Raw genomic sequence first — 25456 nt, forward strand, 5'->3', positions numbered from 1 at the left:
CCGGCAGGATAATGATAATAATTTTCATTATCTTTACATTGCCTTTCTACACCTTTAGTATAACGCGCCTTTCTTCTTGTTATATTTCTTAAAAGAGTTTTCATGCCTAAATTTTCCCTTTCTCTCGTGGCGTTGGCTGTCAGCACCTCTTCAATGGCTGTCGAAACGCAAACAGACGACATTGAACGCATTATTGTTTCCGGAAGCCGTGTTATCGAAAGTATCGATGAAGTGCCGGCGTCCATTACAGTCATCTCTCAGCGCCAGATTGAAGAACATCTTAAGGTTAATCCCGAGCTTCAGAGCTTGCTGGCGCAAATGGTGCCGGGACTTGCTCCTGATACAGGCAGCTCAAGCAATACCGGTCAGTCGTTGCGGGGCCGGGCGCCTCTGGTCATGATTGACGGTGTGCCGCAGTCAACGCCGCTGAGGAATGGTTCACTGGGGATTAAAACTATCGATCCCAGTGCTCTTGCACGTATCGAGGTGATTAAAGGTGCCACGTCAGTATACGGAAACGGTGCATCAGGCGGCATCATTAACTACATTACGAAGCAGGCAACAACACAGGACAGCCATAAAGGGCAGATCAGTCTTTCATCACGGTTCAGTGCGGTAAAAACGGAAGAGTCCGCCGGTGCCAGGGTATCCGCAGCGGTTAACGGAAAAGCCGGTAACTTTGATTATCTGCTGACTGCCAGTTACGAAGAAAACGGCGTGCAGCGGGATGCAGAGGGCGATATTCTTGGCTTGCAGTACGGGCTTTCAGACGCGGAAACGCAGAACTACTTCACTAAACTGGGTTATGAGTTTGATGACGAAAAGCGTCTGCAATTCAGTTACAACTATTTCAGTTCTCAGCAAAAAACAGATTTAGGGGATGTGGCCGGCGATATTAATCAGGGTGAGAAAACCTACGCTATTCATGTTCCGGAAGCCCTTCAGAAACAGGGTAAGCCCCAGGGGCCTGACGGAAATGAAAACATTACTGTTAAATACACCGACAGCAATATCTTCACCAACACCGAAATGACCCTCGATGTGTATTCGCAGGACATAGAAAATGTGTTCTTCTTTTCACCGAACCTTGCAAATCCTGACGAGGGTTACGACGGGGGCCAGTCGATTATCCGTTCTGAGAAACGTGGTGCCAGAGCCACATTCAACACCATTGCCGACTTTGATGGTGTAGAAGCAACGTTTATCTATGGTGTTGATGCCTTGCAGGACACCACTTCACAGCCACTGGTGGATGGCCGGGTATGGGTACCTGAAATGGACATGGACAGCATTGCCGGCTTCCTGCAGACCAAGTGGGTAATTCAGAACGATATTATTGTGAAAGCGGGTGTCAGAAGAGAAAGCATCGACTTAACCGTCGATGATTATGAAACACTCAAGCTTTGCCGTACTGCAACACAATGCTCTGTGCCGCTACAGGTAAAGGGAGATACCATTGATTATGATGCCACGACGTACAACGTAGCTATTAAGTACAACTGGAAGGATGTATTCAGTCCGTTTATTAACTATTCACAGGGGTCAGATATCGCCGATATTGGCCGTTTACTCCGTGCAGCAACAGTAGACGATATCGGTCTGATTCAGACAGAAGCGTCCATTATCGATAACTATGAAGCGGGTTTCACCTCCCTGTTTGATAATGTCCGTGTTGAAGTGGCTGCTTACCGCAGCACTTCTGAACTGGGCACCACAAACCAGTTTAATGCCGTTACCGGTGTGTATGAGCCGGTGCGTGCACCACAGGAAATCTGGGGATATGAAGGGTTGGTTGACTACCGTGTTTCTGACACCCTTGGTATCGTGGCAACGTACAGTTACGTTGAAGGTAAGAATACTGAAGCCGATATCTATTTAGGCTCGCGTCAAATCAGTCCGCCGAAGGCCACGGTAAATGTAAACTGGCGTCCCCTTGATAGTATGTCACTAACAGTAAGCTATTTGCACGTTGGCGACCGTAAGCGCTTTGCGCCCAATGCAGACGGGGAATATGTGGGCGATCAGGGCCCGGTCTCCAGCTACAACATTTTCAATGTAAGCGGGAAATATCAGTTTGCAGACAACTGGAATGCGTTTATGGGAATCGAGAACCTGTTCAACAGTGATTACTACCCGGCGCGGGCTCAGTCATACACCTACGGTGGCTACAATATTAAAGGCCTGGGTACGACAGCAACCCTGGGCGTGACCTGGTCATTTTAGGGCGGGTCTTGCCCGTCTGAAAAGATGATGAGGCATTATCATTTTTTCAGGATGGTGGCCGGCGAACCCGCGACAGTGGTGTTCGCCGGTACATCGTCAAACACCACTGCCCCCGCACCGACGATGGCCTGATCGCCAATAGTGACGCCGGGTTGAATAACCGCATTAGCACCAATCCACACATTGTCGCCAATTGTCACCGGCGCATTATTCATATTGACGGGGGGATGAATTTCTCCGGTGTCTAATGGCACGGTACTGATGATGGTGCCCGGCCCGACAAATACCCCTTCACCAAGACGGATGTTTTGCTCAGCAATTAATGTCACATTGTGATTGAGAAAAACGAACCGGCCCAGTTCCACGGTGGCATTTCCTGATAAACAAAATACCGGCTCAATCCAGCAGGGACCGTGGCATGTAAAGAGGGCTTTCATTGCCTGTTTTTTGCTTTTAGCCGGCGCGTCTGCTTTGTTAAGTACATCGATGTAAGGCCCTTTTTCATCGTCGCGGGGAAGTGCCGCGCGTAACGAAGGCAGGCTCCGGTCTGAAAATGGTAACGGGGTCAAAGTGCTTTCTCTTTTATAAGGGTTTGTTTATCATCGGATTCCGGATTTAAATTGCACATATGAGCACAGGTGTGAAGACTGAAATTATATTGATCCGGCATGGCAGACCCCGCTCAGCAGATAATATCCGTTGTACAGCATCAGGTTACGCGAACTGGATTCGAAAGTATAATGCCGCTGACCTTGACCCCCGAAGTAAACCCGCTAAATTACTGAGCCTTAACAACTACTTTGTCATGAGCAGCGATTTGTACCGGGCCCGTTTAACGGCCCGTTATTACTGCGGCCATGGTGCCTGTGAATACAGCAGTTTATTCAGAGAGATGGATATCCCTTATTACCGGTTACCGTTCCGGCTCAAAGCGTGGACATGGGTTTATTTCAGTCGTGCCCTGTGGATGGCCGGGGCGGGCGGCAGGTTTGAAAGCTATAAAGACGCTAAAGCCCGGGCAGAAATGGCCGTTAACTTATTGGAAGTGCGGGCAAAGACCCATAAAAAAATAGTCATGTTTGGCCATGGAATGATGAACAGGGAAATTCGCAAAAGGTTGCAACAGCGGGGCTGGGCAGTTGCAGAGAAGGATAACGGCTATTGGGGCGTTAATCGTCTACACTTATAACGGCTGACAGTACGCTGACACTTTTTTCTGCCGGCGCTGAATAATAACTAAGCGAATTAATCACTATGTACATTGGTTGGACAACTTATCTCAAACAACGTTTTCAATCGAAGCGTGCCGGCATGGCTGTCGGTGTGTCGTTGTCTGCCGAAACCGCTACCTTCACGGCTTTGCGTAGCAAAGGCGGTGAATCCTATGTTGTCTCTGAAGTTTCTGTGCTTTATTCCCAGTGGCAGGCGCAACTCAGTAAATGGGTAGCAAAGCAAAAGCTGTCCGGTGCAGAGTGTCACGTTGCGCTGGCGCAAAACTGGTATCAATTACTGCAGATTGACCGGCCCGACGTTAAAGATGACGAAATCAATGATTCTCTGGTTTGGCCGGTGAAAGAGCTGATGGGATTCGACAAGCCCATGGTGCTGGACTACTTCGATCTACCTGTGCCATTGGCCGGCAATAAAAAGGTCAATGTCGTTGCTATGCCTGAAGACACCATAAAAGAGATTGTCGCCGGTTGTATCGAAGCAAATGTACGGCTGGAAAGTATTTCTGTTGAAGAGCTGGCGCACTGCGCGCTATTGCCGGTTATGCAGGAACCGGTTATCACGCTGACGCAGGAAGCCGGAGAAGAAATTATTCTGAACGTTGTCAAAGACGGTCACTTGTATCTCAGCCGCAGACTGAAAGGCTTCGAGAACCTGGGGAGTTTTTCCGCAGAGGAACTGAGAATGGGCGTGCTGGATTCATTATGTATTCAAATTCAGCGTTCCATGGACTTTTTCGAAAGCCAGCTGCGTCAGGCACCGGTACGTAAGGTGATGATTCGCATCAATGCAGCACAAACCGCAATTATTTTAGAACAGATATCACAGGCAGTTTCGGCTGAGGTGACTGAGCTGGATCTTAGCGGGGTGGTCAACGACCCGTCGGAAGTTATCTCTAATCTGAGCAGTCTGGGCATGGCACTGACGCCTGCACGGAACAAAACGCTTTCTGCAAAACCGGTGGTGACTGATGAAAAGTAATATCAACCTCTACCAGTCCCGCTTTGAACCACGCATTGATTATCTGTCATTGTCCAGCGTCAGTCTTGCCATTGGTGTTGTGGCTCTCATCGTACTGATAACAGGCAGTATTTATCATTATCTGGCCAGCAGCGCAGAAGCTGAATACGTGAAACTGCTGGAACGCAACCGCACCCATCAAAGCCAGATTGATGAATTACAGGCCGAGGTAACAAATTGGAAAGCAGACCCTGCGCTGATCAAAAAGGTAGAAGACATCAAACTGGATCTCAGTAAGCAACGTCGTGTACTGGAAGAACTTGCTGCCCGCGCCCCGCTGCGATTCAAAGGTTTCAGTGTTCTGCTGGACGACCTGGCTGACAAACATGAGTCTGATCTTTGGATCGAGTCTATGGCGGTGTCTGAAACTAACATGACCTTTAACGGGCAGGTGTCTTCACCCCAGGCTTTTCCCCGCTGGTTACAGCGTTTAAGTGAAACAAGCAGTTTCAGAGGACGCAGTTTTGCCGCTGCCAGAGTGTATATGGACGAAGATGACGCCCTGAAATTTGAGTTGTCCACCCGCAGAACGGCATCAGCAACGGCTGCTGCGCCGGCTCAGCAAAGTGCGCCGGGTTTAACGCTGCAGGGAGGTGCTCAGTGAGCAAGCCTTCATTACACGTTAAATTTGAAGCTTTATCCCGGCGGGAAAAGGTGATGACCCTGGTATCCGGTATCGCACTGGTGCTGCTTACAGGCTTTACCTTCTTTATTGAGCCTGCCATGAATGACTTAAGCGAGTACAGAAAAGAACTGGCTGCCGAAGAAATGAAAAAGCAGACGTTACAGGCGCAACAGGCCCTGTTCGTGGAAGCGCTGTCGGTAGACCCGGATGCGGAAAAGCATGCTGAATATGATGAGCTGGTGGCTAAGAAGAATGATTTATCGGTCAGCTTTTCAACACAACTCGACGAGCTGGTGTCGCCGGATGAAATGGTGTTGCTGGTGGAAGAAGTGTTTTCTCATACCCAGGCACTGACGTTGACTGAAATGTCGTCGGCGGAGCCCGTCTCTGTTTTTGCAGATAACGAATCTATGCAGGATGTAGAGCTTTATCAGCATGGCGTGACAATGACATTCAGGGGCAATTATTTCGACGTTAAGAATTTCATCGAAGTGCTGGAAACCCGCTCAAGGCAGCTTTACTGGCGGTCAATTGATTACGAGGTGACGGCATGGCCGGCGGCAGATGTCACCGTGGAAGTGTATACCCTCAGTACAGATAAGGCGTTTATCGGTGTTTAACAGATACGGCAAATATTTGGTGTTTACCGGCATTCTGCTCATGATGAGCCAGCATGTGCATGCCGGCGACCCGACCAGACCGGGACGGGGCTATAAAGGTCAGTCTTCTGCGGTAAAAACGCAGACCGGTTATCAGGTAACAGCGATTTTTAATCATGGCATGCGTCCTCAGGCCATCATTAACGGCAAGCTGGTGGCTGAGGGATATCAGTTCAGTGACGCAACCGTGAAAACAATTTTAAAAGACAAAGTGATTATCAGTCAGCAGCGCGACGGCCGCTGGCAACCGGTGACGCTGTCAGTGAATCCGGCATCATCAGATAAGTTTAGTATCCGCACTGCGGACTCATATTAGGGATCAGGCAATGCGTAAAGCCACCATCACCTTACTTGCAGCTTTCGTTTTGAGCGCCTGTCAGTCAGCGCCAAAGGAATCTGTTGTTGAGCGCTCGTTGAAAGACGAGTTGCAGGCACAGCTGGATGCTGAAAAGGCGAATAAGGCTACTTCTGAAAAATTAGATGAAGTACCGGATGCCGTGAATTCCGCACTGATGACCGCGCCCGGACCTGCGGCTACGCCGGCGGCACTGCTTGGCCCTGAAAAATACGACATTAATGCCCAAAGCGTGGATGTGCGGCAGTTTTTGTCCGGGCTGGTTTATGACACGCCATACAGTGTAGCCGTGCACCCGGATGTGACCGGTTCGGTTACCCTCGATCTGAAGCAGGTGTCACTGGACGGGGTCATGTCGTTACTCTCTGATTTATACGGATTCGATATCCAGAGACAGGGCAACGTATTTCGCGTGTTACCCGCGGGTATGCGTACCGAAACCTTCGCCGTGAACTACCTGCTGATGAAGCGTAACGGGGCGACTCAAACCAGTATTATTTCCGGCGGGGTATCGCAAAATGCCAATGGCGGAAACGGTAGTCAGTCCGGCAGCGGTAACTTCAGTAATTTTACCGGTAGTGAAATGGGCGGCAACGGCCAGTACAGCAGTATGTCCGGTAACAATAACGGCACAATGATCAGCACCCGCACAGAAACTAACTTCTGGGAAGATTTACAAACCAGCCTGGCGTCTATGCTTGGCACAGAAGGTGGTCGTGCGGTGTTTGTTACGCCTCAGGCCGGTCTGGTTACCGTTCGTGCATTACCGTCAGAAATCCGTGCCATAAAACGCTTTTTGCAGGTATCTGAAACCCACCTGCAACGTCAGGTGGTGCTGGAAGCCCGTATTCTTGAAGTGGTGCTGAGTGACGGCTATCAGCAAGGGATCAACTGGAATGAAATCATCGCCAATGTGGGCAGCACGAATTTCTCATTCGCTACCACCGCCGGTACGTTTGGCAACGCACTGACCCCGGATTTGGGCGGCATCACCAGTTTGTCTTTCCTGAATCAGGATTTCTCAGGAGTGTTGAATCTGTTGTCCACGCAGGGGAATGTTCAGGTGCTGTCCAGCCCCCGTGTTACTGCAACAAATAATCAGAAGGCGGTGATTAAAGTGGGTGACGATGAATATTTTGTTACCGACGTATCCAGCCAGAATACGATTACAGCCACATCGACTTCAGTGGTCCCGGATATTGAACTGACGCCGTTCTTCTCGGGTATTGCGCTGGATGTTACTCCCCAGATTGACGATAAAGGCAGTGTGCTGTTGCATGTGCATCCTTCTGTTATTGAAACCGAAGAGCAGACTAAAGTTGTCACCCTCAACGAAGAAGAAATTGTGCTGCCGCTTGCGCAAAGCACTATCCGGGAATCTGACACGGTCATCCGTGCCTCTTCGGGAGAAATTGTTGTAATTGGCGGCCTGATGCAAACCACCATTACTGATAATGAAAGTAAAACGCCGTTGCTGGGGGATATTCCGGTGGTGGGGAACCTGTTCAGAAATAAACGTCAGCAGGAAACCAAAAAAGAACTGATCATACTGCTTAAGCCCACTGTGGTTGAGCCCGGCACGTGGAGTAAGCAAATCGAAATGAGCCGTTCGCAAATGGCTGACTGGCTGTACGTGGAATAAGTCATGTATCTGAGTCACTTTGGCCTTCAGGAGCCGCCCTTCACGTTGACGCCGAATACCCAGTTCTACTTCGGATTGCCCAGCCATAATGAGGCAATGGAAGTGCTGAAAACGGCGCTGGACGCAGGTGAAGGCTTTATCAAAGTGACTGGAGAGGTAGGCACGGGCAAAACCCTGCTGTGCCGGAAATTGCTCAACGAATTGCCGGATAACTTTCCCTCCGCCTATATTCCTAACCCCATGCTGTCACCGGAAGAGTTCCGTCGTGCGGTAGCCGCTGAAATTGGTGTGGTGCTGGATGTAGGCGGCGATCAGCAGCAATTTACCCGTCAGATTGAAGCCAAACTGATTGAAAAAGCCAAAGAAGGGTTGTCGGTGGTGCTGATCGTCGATGAAGCCCAGGCCATGCCTGAGGAAACGCTGGAAGCGCTCAGACTTATGACCAATCTGGAAACAGAATCCAAAAAGTTACTTCAGGTGGTGCTGTTTGGTCAGCCGGAGCTCGATCAGAAGCTGGCTACACCCAGATTGCGGCAGCTGAAGCAGCGCATTACTTTCAGCTACCGGCTGGCATTGATGAATGTAGATCAGGTTGAGCAGTATGTGCAGCATCGATTGCAGGTCGCCGGATACAAAGGAGCGCCGGTGTTCGGCCACCGCGCCTGTCAGATGATGGTGTCTGCCTGCCGCGGAACCGCAAGGCTGATTAATGTGGTCTCTCATAAGGCTTTAATGCTGGCTTATGGCGAAGGAAAACATGAAGTGACACTGGAGCATATTAAATATGCCGTGAAAGATACCGAAGCCACACAACGGCGGATAGCCGGTATGTCTCTGCAAGCCGTTGGCCTCGCTGCGGCGGGAGTGGTTATCGCGGTTACTGTCATCGCAGGTATGTGGTTCAGCGGAGGCGCGGCATGAGTGTCATTAATAAAATGCTCCGCGACCTTGAAGGACAGAATAATCAGGGCGGCAACACAAAAAACTATAAACCGTCCTCATCGGGAGACGCTGGCAGAAAGAGCCGGTTGATCATTCTGGGTGTGTTGCTGTTTGCCGCAATTGCATGGAGTGCGTTTACTTTTCTGGTGGATGCCAAAGACAACGGGGACAGAACCGCCCCACCGGTCACAGCCAGGACTTCACCGGATAACCAAACCGGACCTGTGCCGTTATCGTTGAATACCTCGTCATCTCCGGTCTCTGATGAATCTGAGCCGGAGCCTCGTCTTACCGCATCAGGAGATAGCAGCCTTACTGCAATTGCACCGCCTGATAATACATCAGTTGCCGTTATAAATAGCTCAGAGCCAGCACCGGTAACGCCGGAAAATATACCGCAGGCCGGAGGCCGGACAGCGTCACAAGCCGGTGACAATGGTCCGGTCATTGTATTTAATCAAGTTCAAACAGAATCACAATCCCGGCAGGAAGAGGCTGTACAAAAAACGGCTCCGGAATCTGCAGGCAACCGTGTACCGGTAACAAAACCGGAAAAAGCACATAGTAAAACCGCTGATACAGGGGTGATGAAAGTCACTAAGTCGCAGTCTGCCGCTGTGGAAGCAACACTGCGCGATCAGATTGCCGGTGAATTGAAAAAAGGCAATATGCGTGAAGCCACCCGTCTTCTGATACTGTTATCTCAACGGGAGCCGGATAACCTTGATGTCCGCAAGAAACTGGCATCGGTGTATTTCGCAGAAGGACAAGTAGAGCAGGCGCAGCAAATACTGGAACAGGCACTCGTGAAAGCACCGGCGAATACCAGTATCCGGTTGATGCTTGGGCGTCTTTACACTCAGCAGAACATGGGCGAACTGGCCTGGGAAGTGATCAGTCAGCCGGTCGTCACTACCGACACGGACTTTTTGGGATTTCGCGCAGGTTACGCCAATCAGCAGCAAAAATACGACACAGCGATCAATGATTACCGGGCGCTGACAGAACTGCAGCCTGCCATAGCGCGCTGGTGGTTAGGTTTAGGTATTGCCGCAGACAAGCTTGATCAACGGCATCTGGCGGTACAGGCATACCAGAAGGCTCTTAACAGACAAGGGCTTGAAGACGATGTTGAAATATTCGTCCGGAAACGGATTAAGGATCTCTCGGAGTAATTATGAGTCAGACGAAAATCCGTTTAGGAGATCTGCTGGTACAGGATGGTTTAATTACCGATGAGCAGTTGGTACAGGCGCTGGGGGAACAGCGTAAAACTGGCCGTAAGCTGGGTGCCACACTTATTTCCATGGGGCTGGTGACAGAGCAGGAATTATTAACATTACTCTCCCGCCACCTTAAGGTCGCGCTTATCGACCTCGACCAGTATCAGGTGAATGCCAGTGCAGTAAAGCTATTACCGGAGATTCAGGCACGCCGGTACAGAGCGCTGGTTATTGAAGACAAAGGTGACAGGTTGCTGGTGGCGATGAGCGACCCGGCTGACCTCAACGCGCAGGATAACCTGTCGGATCTGCTGCCCAAACCATTTGATATGGCTGTGGTCAGCGAAGCGCAACTATATAACGCCTACGATACCCATTATCGTAAAACCGATGAAATCGCCTCTTTCGCTCATGAGCTGGCAGAGGAATATCAGGAATCAGATAACTTTTCGTTAAGTGCCGGTGTGGAAGAAGAGCAGGACACCGCTGTTTCCCGGTTACTTCAGTCAATCTTCGATGATGCGGTCATTGCCAAAGCCTCAGATATTCACATTGAGCCGGATGAAAGCAAGCTGCGCATACGTCAGCGTGTCGACGGTGTGTTACAGGAAACTGTTATTCCGCAGGGAAACATTGCTGCAGCACTGGTATTACGCCTCAAGCTGATGGCCGGTCTGGATATCTCTGAAAAGCGATTACCTCAGGATGGCCGTACCCAGGTAAAGGTACGGGGACACCGCATTGACGTGCGTTTATCAACCATGCCGGTTCAGTCCGGTGAAGCGGTGGTAATGCGGTTGCTGGATCAGTCAGCCGGAGTATTAACACTGGAACAAACCGGGATGCCCGCGCCGCTGTTGAAACGTTTCCGCACTTTGTTACAACGCCCGCACGGCATGATTCTGGTTACCGGTCCTACCGGTTCAGGGAAAACAACGACCCTTTACGGCGCGCTGAGTGAGCTGAATAAACCGGAAAGAAAAATCATCACTGTTGAAGATCCTGTGGAATACCGTTTGCCCAGGGTAAACCAGGTGCAGGTTAACAGCAAAATCGACCTGACTTTCTCCAGTGTACTGCGTACCACATTGCGTCAGGATCCGGACATTATCATGGTGGGGGAAATGCGGGACCAGGAGACCGTGGAAATCGGTCTGCGGGGAGCATTAACCGGTCACCTGGTATTGTCAACGTTACACACCAACGACGCTGTTTCCAGTGCGATCCGCCTGCTTGATATGGGGGCGCCGGGTTACCTGGCCGCCAGTGCGTTACGCGGCGTTGTTGCCCAGCGTCTGGTCCGTAAAATTTGTGACAGTTGTGAAAGTGTTTACACCCCCACCCCGGAAGAGGTGTTCTGGCTTAAACACGTGGATGAATCTTTGGGAGAGGTGGTATTTAAAAAAGGTCGCGGTTGCCAGAAATGTAATCAGACCGGCTACAAAGGCCGGATTGGTGTGTTCGAACTGCTGGAACTGAATGACGCCATGATGGATGCGCTGAAGGTTGGGGATACCGTAGGCTTTGCGCACCATGCCAGAGAAAGCAACCGTTACCGGCCGCTGGCTTACGCCGCATTAACCTACGCGAAAATGGGCATGACCACCGTTGAGGAAGTGCTCAAGTTGTCTGAAATGGTCGCAGATACCTCAGATACAGACGTGGACAAAGCAGAGGACACGGGTGATGGCCAGGTTTAGTTATACAGCCCGTGAAAGGACGGGTGAGTTAACCGAAGGAACTATGGAAGCCACGGACGAGAGCGCCGTGGCAAAGCTGTTGCTGGCCCGCAATGTCATCCCCATCAAAATTGTTGCGAGTAAAGATGAGCCGGCTTCCGGTGCTGAAAAATCCATGGACGTGCACTGGTACACGCCCAATGTATCGCTGGATGAACTGGTTATCTTTTGTCGTCAGATGTTTTCACTGACCCGTGCCGGTATTCCTATTTTGCGGGCCGTCAGCGGTTTGGCTGAGTCCAGTAACTCTGCGCGAATGCGTGTTGCTCTGCTTGATGTTATCGCCCAGTTGGAAAGGGGGCGCAGTTTGTCCTCGGCGCTGCATTTGCACAGCGATATTTTCAACCAGCTTTTTGTGAGCATTATTCATGTGGGCGAGAATACCGGTCGTCTGGATGATGCGTTTTTACAGCTAGCTGAGTACCTTGAACGGGAGCAGGAAACCCGTAAACAAATTAAAGCCGCCACCCGGTATCCTATTTTCGTGCTGATTGCTCTGGCACTGGCCTTTGTGGTGCTCAACGTATTCGTTATCCCTAAATTTGCCACCATGTTTGCCAAATTCGGTGCAGAACTGCCCACCATGACCAAGGTGCTACTGGCCATTTCTGATTTCATGCTTAACCGCAGCTATATTCTTATCGGCATTATCGCCTTAATCAGCTACGGCATTTACCGCTATGTAGGTACCGAAAGCGGCCGTTACAAATGGGATCGTCTCAAGCTTCGTCTTCCCGTGGTGGGCGACATCATCCGCCGCTCATTGCTGGCCCGTTTCAGCCGCAGTTTTTCAATGATGCTTCATTCCGGTGTGCCCCTTACCAATGCCCTTAATCTTGTGGCGGATGCGGTCGATAACGCTTATGTGTCTGCTTCTGTTATTGAAATGCGCCAGCGCATCGAGAAGGGCGAGAATTTAACCCGGGTTAGCCATGCCAGCGGACTCTTCACCCCGATGATCATGCAAATGATTAACGTGGGGGAAGAAACCGGGCGGGTAGATGAGCTGCTTGCTGAGGTTGCCGGTTTCTATGAACGGGAAGTGGATTACGACCTGAAAAGCCTGACTGCGAAAATTGAACCGTTCCTGATTGTGATTGTAGCCGGCATGGTACTGATTTTAGCTCTGGGTATTTTCTCCCCGATGTGGGACATGATGAGTGCGATAAAGGGGGGCCGGTGAGAAAAAGTAACGCCGCCGCAGTGAATGAACAGCGCAAGATGTTCCTTGGCATCATATCAACCCTGGTGTTTGCCATTTTAATGGGCAGTTTTATCGTCTACTTCTACGAATCGGAGCCGAATTTGAAAGGCCAGATCCTGTTCCGCTTCGGCGATAAACTCGAAGACAGTGCTGTCAGCGCACACTGGCAGTGGCAGGCTGAGGGCCGTCCGGAGCGTATTTTGCTGGTGCACTATAATAGCGAAGGTAAAGAGACTGATCGCCGTCCGGTGGTGATGGGAGTAACGGGCTGGCCCGGCGTTAAACATACAGATGACGGCTGCCGGAAGCTGTGGCAGATGTTGCTGAATAAGCCTATGGAAGTGGATGGTTTCAGAGTCCGCGGGGATTTTTACGAAGGTGATACAGATACAGAGTCGGGTGAGCCGGTTAATGCTTATTGCCGGTTCGGACTGAGCAGCGGTGACTATTTTGATTATGCAATTTATCGTGGAGATGTGACCTATGAAGATGAGTGATCCGGTACATCGCCAGCATGCAGAAAAACGGGAGAACAGAAACATGGATATACAGCGTTATCGGGCAACACAGAGTCAGGCCGGCTTTACGCTGATTGAGCTGACCATTGTTGTGGTATTGCTTGGCCTGCTGGCTGCAGTGGCCATTCCCCGGTTTCTGGACGTAACCGAAGATGCGGAAAATGCCACCGTTGAAGGTGTGGCAGGCGGCTTTGCCACCGGCGTGGGGCTGGTACGGGCGCAATGGGAACTTGAGGCCCGTCCGCAGGACAACGACAGCACGAATCAAACCTTTGTCACATTGGATGGCGTGCGTGTAGGGGTCGACAGTGACACCGGCTACCCTACCGGGCAACTGGCGAATGATGGCAGCTCGGAAGATACCAGTATGAGTAATGCAGATTGCCAGAGCATTTTCAGTCTGATCATGCAGAGTGCACCGACCATTACTGCTAACTGGCAAAATATTCCCACGGAACGATTTCGTTACTATACCGCTGTAAGCAGTGGTACAGGATCTGGCGGAAATGACCAGTGCTACTATTATTTAAGTCAAACCATCAAGAACTTAAATACTGCGCCAGTCGATAACACACAGGGAAATGGATTCATATACGACTCAAGGATAGGTCAGGTTATTGTGTTCACTAACAATAGCGATCAATCCATAACTACCTGAGAAAGATTTTGAGCCATAATATATATAGTTAATTTCCTATTTAGAGGTACTGAACATGCAACAACGTGGTTTTACACTTATCGAACTGGTCATTGTGATCGTAATTTTAGGTATTCTTGCCGTGACGGCAGCGCCCCGTTTCATTGATTTACAAGGCGATGCCCGTGCATCTACCCTGCAAGGTGCTAAAGCGGCACTGACCAGCGGTATGCAACTGGTTTATGCAAAATCTGCCATTGCCGGTGAACAGCGCACGGCCTATGCCGGTGATGCAACCACTCAGATAACTATCAACGGCAATACAGTAGATACGGATTTTGGCTATCCGGATGCCGAAGTGGCTTCCATCACTAACCTGAACTACTGGGTAGAATTCAGCGACGCTGACTGGACAATCACTGTGGGTTCTCCGGCAGCCGGCCAGTTTACAATTACGCCGGAAGGTACAGCATATAACGCGACAGAAGCTGATGCTTGTCAGCTTATTTACACTGAGGCAGCGAATGCCAATACGGCACCTGTTATTGTCGTACAGGATCAGGGCTGCTAACCGGAAGTATCAATGAGAAAGCGCGTAGGGCATCTGTGTCCTGCAACCTTGAGAGTTCAGTCGGGCTTTACCCTTGTTGAACTTGTCATCATCATAGTTTTACTGGGTGTGTTATCGGTGGTAGCGATTTCACGCTTCGATGACGGCAAGGGGTACAACGAGTTCCTGCTGCAGAAGCGCCTGCTTAGCGCACTAAGGCATGTTCAGATGCAGGCCATGCAGGACACCCGTGACGGATATTGTCACCGGCTGAACTTCAATTATTCCCCGTCATCGCTCAATTTCGGCCCGCCAGTGGCCACTCTGGCATCTGCCAGTGCATCCGCGTCCTGTCAGAGCGGCATTGATTTCAACGCTGCCAGCCACCTCCGTACGAATAATGGCGAAATGAGTGCCTTGGAAGTCACTATGTCGGGCTACGATGGCAATGCCTCTGCGCCGGTCTATATCGGCTTTAATAGTGTGGGTAAACCATTGACCCCCGGCGCTCTGTGCGCTTCAGGTTCCGGTTGCCGTATTTCATTTGCCGGCAAATCAACCGCCAGTGTGTGCGTAAACAGCCAGGGCTTCATCTATGAATGCTAACCGGGGGTTTACATTACTGGAAACGGTTATCGGGATGGTGATATTTGCCATTGTGCTGGCCACGTCTGTGCAGCTCATTGCTGAACAATCAAAGAAAAGCCTTGAACCCATCTGGCAAACCCGTGCAGCGGAACTCGGGCGGGCATTGTTATCGGAAATTAACAGTAAAAAATTTGATGTGCGTTCCAGTTCCAATCCCGACGACCCCCGGTGTAATGAGGGTAATCGCTGTTCTTATACCAGTGAATTCGGACCGGGTAGCGGTGAAGTCAGAGCAAACTGGGATGATGTGGATGATTATCACCTGCTAAGCCAATCCGGGGCCGGTATTACTGACAGCCGTGGCGTTGCACTTATCGCGCCTGACGGCTCACCACTTTATCAGGGGTTTTCGCTGTTTGTCCGGGTGCACTACGATGATAATACCGATGGCATAGACGATGACGATACCAATCAGGATGGCGTATACGATACCGGTACCTATACCGGGAATATAAAACGCATTGTCGTCTTTATTACCACACCGGGTGGCGATACGGTTGTGTTCTCTGCTTATAAGTGGAATATCTGATGGCGAAGTTCAGTGTACAGAAAGGCTTCACCCTGATTGAACTTGTTACAGTGATTGTGATTCTGGGTATTGTGGGGTTGGGAATAAGCAGCTTTATGGGGAATACCATGTTGCTGTTTGCCGGCAGTGTTGAGAGAGAGCAACTGATGAACGAGGGCCGCTTCGCCGTAACGCGCATGCAGAGGGAAATGGCCCGTGCTGTGCCAAACAGTTTTCGCATCGCCGGAAACAGTGGTGTGCACTGCGTTGAATTTACCCCGGTCGTCTGGCCTGCCAGCTATGCCACCGCACCTTTTGGTTCGACGTCCAACCGCACGATTAATATGTTCTGGCCACATGACCCGGATGGTAATTACCATATTGTCGCTAATGATCAGCACATCGTCATTTATCCCCTGCAACCTGCTGACGTGTACGATCAGTCTCGTAACAGAAAAGCGCGGGTAACAGGATGCTCAGATGACGGAGACGGGCATTGCCTCACCCGTGATGACAGTGATGATGTCATTCAGGTGCAGGTAGACCGCGCCTTTCAGCAGGCATCACCCCATCACTATGCCTATTTTGTTAACCGGACAATCAGCTACTGTGTGGCGAATGGGAACGTATATCGCAAAGAAGAAAATATGAATACTTCGCAATCTTTGTCGTTGTCTGGTGCCGTAATTGTGGCTGAGCATGTTACAAACCCCTTGTCAGGTAATCCGGCGTCTACCTATGCTGCTAACGATCCGTTTATGGTATTTGCCGGCCCTGCCGGAAAGAGCAATTTCGTCAGGATAAACCTTCAGTTTAATGATAACGGTGAACAGGTTAATCATTTTCAGGAGGTGCACGTTGCGTTCAAACCCTGAAACAACCTGCGCTTTACCCGCATCACAACGCGGCAGCATGCTGGTACTGGCGATGTTTGCCATTGTAGTGCTGTCACTCATTGGTATTTCAATGGCGTCAATGGTGCAGTCATCAGAAAAAACCATTGTGTATGAGGTCATGGGCGAGCGGGCTGAGCAGGCATCGTTGGTGGGGATCGAAATACTGGCTCATGCGATTAAGCCGGTTAACGGCAATCTGCATATTTGCGAGACGTCTTTCAATCTGGACAGTCTGGTGGTGAATACTCAAGGGTTTGAAGGCTGTACAATCGTGGTCCGGTGTACCACCCGTTCAATCCCTGTCAGCAGTAATCAGACAGAGTACCATTATGAAATTAAATCCACCGGCACCTGCGCTGCCGGTGATATGGTGGCGACGAAATCAAACACATACAACATGACTAAACCTTTCAACTATTAGTCTTGCCTGGTGTGTTTTCCTTTGCCTCCGGATTTTCCTGAACTTTTCCTGAACGGAATGCCGTCTTCTCAGTCTAACGACTGTTCAGAGTGGTGATTGTCACTCTTTTTGCACACTTTTACATGACGAAACAATTCCCCTGCTGGCTGATTTTTGAACTAAAATTCTGCTCAATCATTTAAGCTGACCAGCGAAGCGGTATTTTGTGCGCCTTAGGGGGCTATTTGCTTGCCCAAAGTAGTGCCCATTGTTAAAGTGTGCGGATATATATCTTCATTTCGCAGTCACGCCGCAAGCCATGCCCGAAGAAAGGTATGCAGGCGCAATAACAGGAACTGGCATTTCATGTTTAAAAAGCTTCGAGGCATGTTTTCCAACGATTTGTCCATCGACCTCGGAACGGCTAACACGCTCATCTATGTAAAAGATCAGGGCATCGTACTTAACGAACCATCAGTGGTAGCAATCCGTCAGGAACGGGCATCAGGACCAAAAAGTGTCGCAGCTGTGGGTTCTGAAGCTAAGCGTATGCTTGGCCGTACGCCGGGTAATATCCGTGCTATCCGTCCAATGAAAGACGGCGTTATCGCTGACTTCTATGTGACTGAAAAAATGCTGCAGCATTTTATTAAACAGGTTCACGATAATAATTTCCTGCGTCCCAGCCCGCGAGTGCTGGTATGCGTACCTTGTGGTTCTACTCAGGTAGAACGCCGTGCCATTAAAGAATCTGCACTGGGTGCAGGTGCCCGCGAAGTGTATTTGATTGACGAACCGATGGCGGCTGCTATTGGTGCGGGCTTACCGGTATCAGAAGCCACCGGTTCCATGGTGGTCGATATCGGTGGTGGTACCACAGAAGTTGCAATTATTTCACTGAACGGTGTGGTGTATTCCTCTTCCGTACGCATTGGTGGTGATAAGTTTGACGAAGCTATCATCAACTATGTGCGTCGTAACTTCGGTTCACTCATCGGTGAAGCTACCGCAGAGCGTATTAAGCACGAAATCGGTGCTGCTTACCCGGGTGATGAAGTACGTGAAATTGAAGTGCGCGGCCGTAATCTGGCGGAAGGTGTTCCCCGTGGCTTCGTGCTGAATTCCAATGAAATTTTAGAAGCCTTACAGGAACCGTTAACCGGTATCGTGTCTGCGGTCATGGTTGCCCTCGAGCAGTCTCCGCCGGAACTGGCTTCAGATATTTCTGAACGCGGCATGGTACTTACCGGTGGTGGTGCGTTACTGAAAGATCTGGACCGCTTACTGATGGAAGAAACCGGTATTCCGGTAGTGGTGGCAGATGATCCACTAACCTGTGTAGCCCGCGGTGGCGGTAAAGCGTTCGACATGATTGATATACATGGCGGCGACCTGTTCAGCTACGAATAATCAAACCAGAAAGGCTACCGCAAGGTAGCCTTACTGCGTATCACGGGTAATATGGATACGATTTTCACACGCGGACCTTCACTGATTAGCCGCCTCATTCTTGCGCTGGTAATGTCGGTGGCGCTGATAATCGCAGATTCGAAATTTGATGCGTTTCAGTCTTCGCGCGTGTACATGAACTCACTGATGAGTCCATTGCAATATCTTGCGAACCTTCCCAGCGTACTGCTCAGCGCCAGCGCGCAACGTCTTACCTCCCATGAAGATCTCGTTGAAGAAAACCAGCGGTTGACCAATCAGGTTTTGTTGATGAGCGAACGCCTGCAGCGATTTGATGTTTTACAGTCTGAAAACGATCAACTCCGTGCCTTACTGGATACGCCGGCAAAGCCGGACGTGCGTAAAAAGGTGGCAGAGCTGATGGCCGTTGAAAACAGTCCTTTCAGCCAGCAAATTGTGATCAACAAAGGAGCCCTGGACGATGTGTTCCTGTCGCAATCGGTGCTGGATGACCGTGGCGTAGTGGGCCAGGTGATGGAAGTGGGTACGACGAACAGCCGGGTGGTGCTGATCACTGATGTGACTCATGCTGTGCCGGTACGCTCAGTACGCAATAATATCCGCTTTATTGCCAGTGGTACCGGCTCTCTCGATGAGCTGCTGCTGGAGCATGTCCCTCATAGTGTGGACGTGGAAGTCGGGGATATTCTGGTGACATCAGGTTTAGGACAGGTATTTCCGGAGGGTTATCCGGTGGCACAGGTCAGCCGGGTGACCCGGGACGAAAGCCGCCCGTTTGCCATTGTTGCCGCTACGCCTCTTGCACGGCTGGACAGGCTGAAGTATTTGCTGTTGTTGTGGCCGGAACATCATGACGGGGAAGCGGAATTTGATGGTGTCAGTACCGCCGGTGATGAAGGCCAGGAGGGTGAGAATGATTAAGACCCGCCACTCTGCCATTATTGCCACTTTACTCATTGCACTGGTTTTACAAATTGTGCCTCTGCCTATCCAGGTCGATATTTACCGGCCGGACTGGGTGCTCATTGTGCTGGCTTACTGGACCATGGCATTGCCTCACCGCGTGAATGTAGGCGTGGCCTTCATGGCGGGAATTGCCATGGATATTTTGCTGGGGACGTCGCTGGGGATTCACAGTTTTTCCCTGAGTTTATCGGTGTTTACACTGGCGGCTAACTATCAGCGTTTACGCAACTACTCGGTGTGGCAACAGGCTATTATCATTGGCCTTATCAGTGCGCTCTATCACACCGTTTTATTCTGGCTTCAGCACCTTCTCACCGGCATTCCTTTTCAGCTCAGCTATTTATGGCCTGTCCTCAGCACGATGATCTTATGGCCATGGATATTCTGGCTGCTCCGTAAAGCACGCAGACAACTCAATATTAATTAGGAGGCGTTATGTCAGCGCAACTTATTCTGGCATCTGCTTCTCCCCGCCGCACTGCATTACTTGACCAGATGGGGTTTGCTCATCGTCAGTTTCCTGTCGATATCGATGAGTCTCCCCTCGACGGAGAATCTCCTGAAACCATGGTGACGCGGTTGGCGGCTGAAAAGGCAAGGGTTGCCAGTGAGCGTCTGAACGCAGATGCGGATTCGTCTTATGTGGTGCTGGCTTCAGATACGCTCATTGCTTTTCAGGGCCGGCCGTTAGGTAAGCCGGCAGACCGTGATGATTGTTTCGCCACACTCAGAGCTTTGTCTGACAAGGAACACGAAGTGCTGACTGCCGTGAGTATTTATTGCGGTGGTCAATCAAAAACACTGTGCGTATGCACAAAGGTACTTTTCGCCCCTGTCACCGACGACGATATTGCCGCATACTGGGAGACAGGAGAACCTGCAGATAAAGCCGGAAGTTATGCCATTCAGGGCATTGGCGGTCAGTTTGTCAGATCGGTATCCGGCAGTGTGAGTTCAGTGATTGGTCTGCCATTGTACGAGACCCGTTGTTTGTTGAAAGAATTTGGAATTTCATCGTGAGTGCAGAACTGCTAATCAACGTAACGCCCTCTGAATCCAGGGTCGCATTAATCGAAAACGGTATCCTTCAGGAAGTGCACGTAGAGCGGCACACCAAGAAAGGGCTGGTGGGGAATATTTACCGCGGGAAAGTGAGCCGTGTGCTACCTGGCATGCAGGCAGCGTTTGTGGATATCGGTCTGGATAAAGCCGCTTTTTTGCATGCATCAGACATCGTTGTCCACAATGAAATTGTTGATGAGGTATCCAGCAGTCAGCTGCAAAAGCGGGATATCCGCGAGCTGGTGCGTGATGGTCAGGACATTATTGTGCAGGTGGTGAAAGATCCCATCGGTACGAAAGGCGCGCGGCTGACTACCGACATCACAATCCCGTCTCGCTATCTGGTGTTCATGCCCAGTGTCACCCATGTTGGCGTGAGCCAGCGCATTGAAGACGAAGCGGAGCGGGAGCGGCTGAAGAATCTGGTACAGGAATACTGTGACGATGAAGGCGGCTTTATTTTGCGAACCGCCGCAGAGGGCGTATCGCAACAGGAACTCTCTTCCGACGCGGCTTTTCTGCGCCGGTTGTGGAATAAAATCAAACAACGGATGGGCCGCAAGAAGCAGCACATCATGTATGAAGATTTGCCCCTGGCCCGCAGGGTGCTGCGGGACTTTGTTGGCACTGAGCTGGACCGTATCCGTATTGACTCCAATTTGTCTTTCAGGGAATTAGGGGAATTTACCGCCGAATATGTTCCCGAACTGCAAAGCAAACTGGAGTACTACCGTGGCGACCGGCCCATTTTTGACCTGTATGATGTTGAAAATGAAATACAGCGGGCGTTAGATCGCAGGGTCGATCTTAAATCCGGCGGTTATCTCATTATCGATCAGACAGAAGCGATGACCACCATCGATATTAATACCGGTGCGTTTGTCGGTCACCGCAATCTGGAAGAGACCATCTTCAATACTAACATTGAAGCCACGCTGGCTATCGCAAGGCAACTCAGGCTGCGCAATCTGGGTGGTATGATCCTCATCGACTTTATTGATATGTCGGAACCGGATCATAAACGGCGTGTCTTAAATAGTCTGGAAGCGGCAACGGTGAAAGATCGGGCAAAGATTAATATTCACGGGTTTACCTCGCTGGGTCTGATTGAAATGACCCGTAAACGCACCCGCGAAAGTCTTGAGCATACCCTGTGCGGATTGTGCCCGGTATGTAAAGGCCGGGGCTCGGTAAAAACTATCGAGACGATTTGCTTTGAAATTATGCGTGAAGTGGTGCGTGTTAACCGTGCCTATGACGCAGAATTATTTGTTATTTATGCTTCGCCAAATGTGGCCGATGCGCTGCTGGGTGAAGAATCCCATGTTCTGGCTGAGCTGGAAGTGTTTGTGTCTAAGCAGATTAAAGTGCAGACAGAGCCGCTTTACAACCAGGATAAATACGACGTAGTCATGATGTAAGGCGGTGCCCGTTAAGTGAGTAAAGCAGGTAAGGTAGCCACCTGGCTGGTAAAAAAGCTGTGGATGCTGCTGGCAGTCTTTTTAGTGTTGTTTGCTGTCATGCTGAGCGTTATGCGCTACGCATTGCCTCATATCGACCATAAAAAATACCTGCTCGAAGACTATGTCAGTGAAAAATACGGTGTCGATCTCAAAATCGGCAGCGTTCAGGCTGACTGGGAAAAATCAGGCCCCAGCATCGTATTGAATGATGTGGTGCTCGCCAATGGCGACTCTTCTCCGGTGGCACTTGGCATTAAACAAGTCCACATGGAAATCGACTTCTGGGAAAGCCTGCGCTTACGGATGTTGTCTTCCAATGCCTTTACTCTGGACGCACTGACACTCGAAATCGATGCCGACCGTCTTGACGGTGCCGGTGAGAGTGATTTTCCTGTCGTCGATGCCCTTAAAAGCCTTTTCCTTGAGCAGTTACAGCGTTTCTCACTTACTGACGGTGAGGTTGCGATTACCCGCAATAATGAGCGGGAAGTACTGCAACTGGAGTCACTGAGCTGGATCAACAAAGACCGGCGTCACCAGGGCACCGGCGCAGTGCGGGTACAGGAACTGGCAAATAACTCGGCTTCTTTTATTCTCGATCTCACCGGTACCCCTGATTCACTGGATGGTGTGATGTACGCCCGTGCAGAGGATTTGGATATTTCTCCCTGGGTCAGCGGCTTGCTGGCGACGCGGCGTCCGTTGCGTGAGAGCCGGGCGAATTTTGAAGTCTGGGCGGAAGTAAAAGAAAGTCACTTCAGTGCGTTTTATACCGAATTCCACGAAAGTAAGCTGGCGTGGGGTGGCGACGATGCGCTGGTGTTTAACTCGGGGATCCGCGGCGGCAGCATTCAGGCGCAACCGGTTAAAGACAAATGGCATTTCCGTGTTGATCAGCTCATTTTTGATGCCAACGATCAGAGCCTGGTCACAGATCTGGTAGGAACCGTATCGGATAATGAATTACTGGTGAATACGGTGAAGCCGGCACCGGTGAACCCTTTTCTGGTGTTATTACCCCTGTTCACAGACGATACCGCCGATGACAATATCCGCGATATCAACCCGGGTGGTCAACTGGCTACACTACAGGTAAAACTGCAGCCGAAAGGGTTCGACCTGGCAGCAAAACTCATTGACGTGAGTTGGGATCAGGATGGCTATGTGCCCGGGCTTTCTCACCTCGACATGGATATTTTCTGGCATAAGAAACAAGGTGTGGTGTTGTTATCTGCAGATGACAGCACCCTGGACATCGATAATTTGCTACCGGAATCAGTGCAGGTAAGCAAGCTGAGAGGGAAAGTGTTTGTTTACCGGCAGTCCCTTGATGACGGCAATCACTGGGTTGTCCAGAGCCACAAACTGGATGTGCAGTCGGATAAATTATCGTTTCAACCGGCATTCCGCTTTGATACCACATCACGGGAGTTGTCGGTAAGTGCTGACATCGCGTCCCGTCCGGTAAAAGATATACAGCACTTGTTGCCTGGTCCGGTAATTGGCAAAAACACAACGGCTTTTCTCAACCGGGCTTTCGTCGGGCCGGGGCAAATAGAAGGGGCCACTATACTCTGGCAGGGTAAGCCGGCAGAGTTTCCTTTCAGCAGCAATGAAGGGGTTTTTCAGGCCAAAGTACAGGTAAACGGCAGCACCTTCCGCTTCTCTGATGACTGGCTGCCACTGGAAGGGCTGGACCTTACTTTATTGTTCGAGAACGACAGCCTGACTATGCACAGTCCGGGCGGCACACTTGGTGGTGTTGCTGTGAGTGATATGACTGCTGTGATCCCTGCCTTACGGGGCGACTCAAAAGTGATTATCGATGCCACGGGTAATGCCAGAGGTGCGGATGTCACTTCACTTATGCTGCAGAGCAGTTTATCCGGTTCGCTGGGACGATTACTGGATAAAGATGTGCAGATAAAGGGAGACCTGTCTGCCGGCTTACATCTTGAAATTCCTTTCGACAGTAACCAGGTTATTGCCCGGGGAGAAGTGACCCTGCCCGGGAACGATGTTCACGTGAGCAGCGTAAAAATGGATTTTGCCGGCGCTACCGGTAAAGTCAGCTTTGAAAACGAAAAGGTGCAGTTCACTGATTTAGAGGCGTCGTTGCTCGGGCAGCCGGTGAGGTTATCTTTTGACGGCAAGCAGGAAGACGAAGATTATCTGGTGGATCTGTCGCTGGATGGTACCTGGAACATTAATCCTCTGCTGGCTGAGTTTAACCCTGACTTCGACACTTATTTATCCGGTGATGCCCACTGGCAGGCCGTTGTCGCATTGCGTATTCCGCCGGAAGGATTCAGTTACCGTGCGAATATCACTACGCCGTTAACCGGCCTTAGTTCAAAGTTGCCAGCCCCTTTTGCCAAAACAGCAGACAGTGATTTACTGTTCAATGTGATTAGTGAAGGGAACAAGCAAGCCTCAACGGTGAAAGCCAGCTTAGGGGATGATGTGCGCTTCGAAGGTGTACTGCCTCATCAGGAAATGCAGTTTTCCCGCGCCCACCTGGCTTTGGGTGACAGCGACTTTGTAGGCATGGGAATTGGTTTCAGTATCTCTGCCGCCATGGATGTTGTGAATGTGACGGACTGGTACAAAACCATCGAGTTACTGGTAAACGGCATGGGCAGTGGCGGCGAACCCGGTACGCAGAAAAACGCGTTGTTTTCTGTGCCGGAACGTATATTTGTTAATGCCGGTAACCTGGTGATTGCCGGTCAGAATCTGCATAACGCTAAAATTACCACCAAGCAGCAAAACAATAACTGGATGCTGGATATTAACGCCACGGAAGCCAGAGCGACGGTGAATTTGTATGATGACTGGCTGGCGCGGGGCGTTGCCGTTGAAGCTGACTATATCCGTTTTGAAAGTTGGGAATCAGAAGATGAAGGCGTGGCCCATAACTGGGATGCGAATACGTTACCGCCGGTCTATTTCCACTGTAAACAATGCATATTCCTCGATAAAGATTTAGGCGAGGTAACGCTGGATGTGGCGAAAGCAACGTCTGGTCTGGATATACGGCAACTCAGTGCAGTGAGTAAGCATGGCAAGTTTTCAGCAAAAGGAAAATGGGTCTTTGACGGCGACGACAACAACACTTTACTGGGCGGTTCGCTGGAAAGTGATGATGTGGGCATGATGTTGAAAAACTGGGGCGTCGACAGTGGCATTAAAGACTCAGGCGCCAGAATGAATTTTGATTTAAGCTGGGCAAAATCCCCCATGGATTTCAGTGCAGAAACCCTGACAGGCGATGTAAAGTGGTCTTTGTCAGACGGTTATCTCAGCGAAGTCAGTGATAAAGGCTCCCGTATTTTTACCCTTTTCAGCCTGAATTCACTGGTGCGTAAACTGAGCCTGGATTTCCGTGATGTGTTCGCGAAGGGCTTCTTTTATGATGATATGAGCGGTACCTTGTCCATCGCTGACGGCAAGGCGTATACCGGCGATACCGTAATTGATGGTGGTGCCGGTGAGATCAACATCAAAGGCTATAC

At 50.5% G+C, this 25456-nt stretch carries 25 protein-coding genes; 24 read left to right on the forward strand and 1 reads right to left on the reverse strand.

The window, feature by feature from the left end:
• Nucleotides 1-102 precede the first annotated feature (102 nt).
• The gene (locus AC4PME_RS13800) at nt 103-2223 is read left to right on the forward strand and encodes a TonB-dependent receptor (protein ID WP_491046187.1); all 2121 of its coding nucleotides are present in this window, start codon (nt 103-105) and stop codon (nt 2221-2223) included.
• A gap of 38 nt (nt 2224-2261) precedes the next feature.
• Here the strand turns inward: AC4PME_RS13800 and AC4PME_RS13805 are convergent, their stop codons facing one another.
• Nucleotides 2262-2792, reverse strand: coding sequence for an acyltransferase (locus AC4PME_RS13805; protein ID WP_491046188.1), 531 nt, complete (start codon nt 2790-2792; stop codon nt 2262-2264).
• Nucleotides 2793-2863: 71 nt separating this feature from the next.
• Between AC4PME_RS13805 and AC4PME_RS13810 the strand changes: the two genes are divergently transcribed.
• The 23 genes from AC4PME_RS13810 to AC4PME_RS13920 all read left to right on the forward strand — a co-directional run.
• Nucleotides 2864-3412, forward strand: a complete 549-nt coding sequence (locus tag AC4PME_RS13810) for a histidine phosphatase family protein (RefSeq protein ID WP_491226101.1) — start codon at nt 2864-2866, stop codon at nt 3410-3412.
• Between the two features lie 65 nt (nt 3413-3477).
• The gene (locus AC4PME_RS13815; protein ID WP_491046190.1) at nt 3478-4434 is read left to right on the forward strand and encodes a biogenesis protein MshI; all 957 of its coding nucleotides are present in this window, start codon (nt 3478-3480) and stop codon (nt 4432-4434) included.
• Nucleotides 4424-5077 carry a hypothetical protein gene (locus AC4PME_RS13820; RefSeq protein ID WP_491046191.1) on the forward strand — a complete coding sequence of 218 codons (654 nt, stop codon included), beginning with the start codon at nt 4424-4426 and terminating at the stop codon, nt 5075-5077. Before AC4PME_RS13815 ends, AC4PME_RS13820 begins: the two co-directional genes overlap by 11 nt.
• On the forward strand, nt 5074-5718 hold the full coding sequence (locus AC4PME_RS13825; protein WP_491046192.1) for a hypothetical protein: 645 nt from the start codon (nt 5074-5076) through the stop codon (nt 5716-5718). Before AC4PME_RS13820 ends, AC4PME_RS13825 begins: the two co-directional genes overlap by 4 nt.
• Entirely contained in the window at nt 5711-6073 is a 363-nt protein-coding gene (locus AC4PME_RS13830) for a hypothetical protein (RefSeq protein ID WP_491046193.1), read from the forward strand. Before AC4PME_RS13825 ends, AC4PME_RS13830 begins: the two co-directional genes overlap by 8 nt.
• Nucleotides 6074-6083: 10 nt before the next feature.
• Entirely contained in the window at nt 6084-7754 is a 1671-nt protein-coding gene (mshL, locus tag AC4PME_RS13835; protein WP_119502870.1) for a pilus (MSHA type) biogenesis protein MshL, read from the forward strand.
• Nucleotides 7755-7757: 3 nt separating this feature from the next.
• Entirely contained in the window at nt 7758-8675 is a 918-nt protein-coding gene (locus tag AC4PME_RS13840) for an ExeA family protein (RefSeq protein WP_119502869.1), read from the forward strand.
• Nucleotides 8672-9871, forward strand: a complete 1200-nt coding sequence (locus AC4PME_RS13845; RefSeq protein WP_491046194.1) for a tetratricopeptide repeat protein — start codon at nt 8672-8674, stop codon at nt 9869-9871. The genes AC4PME_RS13840 and AC4PME_RS13845 overlap by 4 nt, the downstream gene beginning before the upstream one ends.
• A 2-nt stretch (nt 9872-9873) precedes the next feature.
• Nucleotides 9874-11619, forward strand: a complete 1746-nt coding sequence (locus AC4PME_RS13850; RefSeq protein WP_491046195.1) for a GspE/PulE family protein — start codon at nt 9874-9876, stop codon at nt 11617-11619.
• Nucleotides 11606-12841, forward strand: coding sequence for a type II secretion system F family protein (locus AC4PME_RS13855; protein WP_491046196.1), 1236 nt, complete (start codon nt 11606-11608; stop codon nt 12839-12841). The genes AC4PME_RS13850 and AC4PME_RS13855 overlap by 14 nt, the downstream gene beginning before the upstream one ends.
• Nucleotides 12838-13359, forward strand: a complete 522-nt coding sequence (locus tag AC4PME_RS13860) for a hypothetical protein (RefSeq protein ID WP_491046197.1) — start codon at nt 12838-12840, stop codon at nt 13357-13359. The genes AC4PME_RS13855 and AC4PME_RS13860 overlap by 4 nt, the downstream gene beginning before the upstream one ends.
• Nucleotides 13360-13402: 43 nt before the next feature.
• On the forward strand, nt 13403-14038 hold the full coding sequence (locus AC4PME_RS13865; RefSeq protein WP_491529639.1) for a pilus assembly FimT family protein: 636 nt from the start codon (nt 13403-13405) through the stop codon (nt 14036-14038).
• Nucleotides 14039-14093: 55 nt separating this feature from the next.
• The gene (locus tag AC4PME_RS13870) at nt 14094-14588 is read left to right on the forward strand and encodes a type II secretion system protein (protein ID WP_303572141.1); all 495 of its coding nucleotides are present in this window, start codon (nt 14094-14096) and stop codon (nt 14586-14588) included.
• A gap of 12 nt (nt 14589-14600) precedes the next feature.
• Complete coding sequence (locus AC4PME_RS13875; protein ID WP_491046198.1) at nt 14601-15173, forward strand: pilus assembly FimT family protein; 573 nt, start codon at nt 14601-14603, stop codon at nt 15171-15173.
• Nucleotides 15163-15744 (forward strand): type IV pilus modification PilV family protein, encoded by a 582-nt coding sequence (locus AC4PME_RS13880; RefSeq protein WP_119502862.1) that lies wholly within the window; start codon nt 15163-15165, stop codon nt 15742-15744. The genes AC4PME_RS13875 and AC4PME_RS13880 overlap by 11 nt, the downstream gene beginning before the upstream one ends.
• Nucleotides 15744-16598 (forward strand): PulJ/GspJ family protein, encoded by an 855-nt coding sequence (locus AC4PME_RS13885; protein ID WP_490708138.1) that lies wholly within the window; start codon nt 15744-15746, stop codon nt 16596-16598. Before AC4PME_RS13880 ends, AC4PME_RS13885 begins: the two co-directional genes overlap by 1 nt.
• Nucleotides 16582-17040, forward strand: a complete 459-nt coding sequence (locus tag AC4PME_RS13890; protein WP_490708139.1) for a pilus assembly PilX family protein — start codon at nt 16582-16584, stop codon at nt 17038-17040. Before AC4PME_RS13885 ends, AC4PME_RS13890 begins: the two co-directional genes overlap by 17 nt.
• Before the next feature lie 345 nt (nt 17041-17385).
• Nucleotides 17386-18429, forward strand: a complete 1044-nt coding sequence (locus AC4PME_RS13895; RefSeq protein ID WP_119502859.1) for a rod shape-determining protein — start codon at nt 17386-17388, stop codon at nt 18427-18429.
• Nucleotides 18430-18480: 51 nt separating this feature from the next.
• The gene (gene mreC, locus AC4PME_RS13900) at nt 18481-19371 is read left to right on the forward strand and encodes a rod shape-determining protein MreC (RefSeq protein ID WP_490708140.1); all 891 of its coding nucleotides are present in this window, start codon (nt 18481-18483) and stop codon (nt 19369-19371) included.
• A complete protein-coding gene (gene mreD / locus AC4PME_RS13905; protein ID WP_442858433.1) occupies nt 19364-19843 on the forward strand; it encodes a rod shape-determining protein MreD in 480 nt (159 codons plus the stop codon). The genes mreC and mreD overlap by 8 nt, the downstream gene beginning before the upstream one ends.
• Nucleotides 19844-19851: 8 nt before the next feature.
• Nucleotides 19852-20436 carry a Maf family protein gene (locus tag AC4PME_RS13910; RefSeq protein ID WP_490708141.1) on the forward strand — a complete coding sequence of 195 codons (585 nt, stop codon included), beginning with the start codon at nt 19852-19854 and terminating at the stop codon, nt 20434-20436.
• Nucleotides 20433-21899, forward strand: a complete 1467-nt coding sequence (gene rng, locus AC4PME_RS13915; RefSeq protein ID WP_119502856.1) for a ribonuclease G — start codon at nt 20433-20435, stop codon at nt 21897-21899. Before AC4PME_RS13910 ends, rng begins: the two co-directional genes overlap by 4 nt.
• A gap of 15 nt (nt 21900-21914) precedes the next feature.
• Nucleotides 21915-25456 (forward strand): YhdP family protein (locus AC4PME_RS13920; RefSeq protein WP_491224257.1); only part of this gene is annotated, 3542 nt, incomplete at its 3' end.

The organism is Alteromonas sp., from assembly GCF_984505615.1.

Excerpts from the sequence above, each read along its gene's own strand:
- mshL (WP_119502870.1), top strand. The coding sequence starts at position 6,084 with ATGCGTAAAGCCACCATCACCTTACTTGCAGCTTTCGTTTTGAGCGCC.
- mreD (WP_442858433.1), top strand. The coding sequence starts at position 19,364 with ATGATTAAGACCCGCCACTCTGCCATTATTGCCACTTTACTCATTGCA.
- AC4PME_RS13820 (WP_491046191.1), top strand. The coding sequence starts at position 4,424 with ATGAAAAGTAATATCAACCTCTACCAGTCCCGCTTTGAACCACGCATT.
- AC4PME_RS13845 (WP_491046194.1), top strand. The coding sequence starts at position 8,672 with ATGAGTGTCATTAATAAAATGCTCCGCGACCTTGAAGGACAGAATAAT.
- AC4PME_RS13870 (WP_303572141.1), top strand. The coding sequence starts at position 14,094 with ATGCAACAACGTGGTTTTACACTTATCGAACTGGTCATTGTGATCGTA.
- AC4PME_RS13910 (WP_490708141.1), top strand. The coding sequence starts at position 19,852 with ATGTCAGCGCAACTTATTCTGGCATCTGCTTCTCCCCGCCGCACTGCA.
- AC4PME_RS13800 (WP_491046187.1), top strand. The coding sequence starts at position 103 with ATGCCTAAATTTTCCCTTTCTCTCGTGGCGTTGGCTGTCAGCACCTCT.
- mreC (WP_490708140.1), top strand. The coding sequence starts at position 18,481 with ATGGATACGATTTTCACACGCGGACCTTCACTGATTAGCCGCCTCATT.
- AC4PME_RS13850 (WP_491046195.1), top strand. The coding sequence starts at position 9,874 with ATGAGTCAGACGAAAATCCGTTTAGGAGATCTGCTGGTACAGGATGGT.
- AC4PME_RS13895 (WP_119502859.1), top strand. The coding sequence starts at position 17,386 with ATGTTTAAAAAGCTTCGAGGCATGTTTTCCAACGATTTGTCCATCGAC.
- AC4PME_RS13885 (WP_490708138.1), top strand. The coding sequence starts at position 15,744 with ATGGCGAAGTTCAGTGTACAGAAAGGCTTCACCCTGATTGAACTTGTT.
- AC4PME_RS13880 (WP_119502862.1), top strand. The coding sequence starts at position 15,163 with ATGAATGCTAACCGGGGGTTTACATTACTGGAAACGGTTATCGGGATG.
- AC4PME_RS13840 (WP_119502869.1), top strand. The coding sequence starts at position 7,758 with ATGTATCTGAGTCACTTTGGCCTTCAGGAGCCGCCCTTCACGTTGACG.
- AC4PME_RS13815 (WP_491046190.1), top strand. The coding sequence starts at position 3,478 with ATGTACATTGGTTGGACAACTTATCTCAAACAACGTTTTCAATCGAAG.
- AC4PME_RS13865 (WP_491529639.1), top strand. The coding sequence starts at position 13,403 with ATGGATATACAGCGTTATCGGGCAACACAGAGTCAGGCCGGCTTTACG.
- AC4PME_RS13875 (WP_491046198.1), top strand. The coding sequence starts at position 14,601 with ATGAGAAAGCGCGTAGGGCATCTGTGTCCTGCAACCTTGAGAGTTCAG.
- AC4PME_RS13855 (WP_491046196.1), top strand. The coding sequence starts at position 11,606 with ATGGCCAGGTTTAGTTATACAGCCCGTGAAAGGACGGGTGAGTTAACC.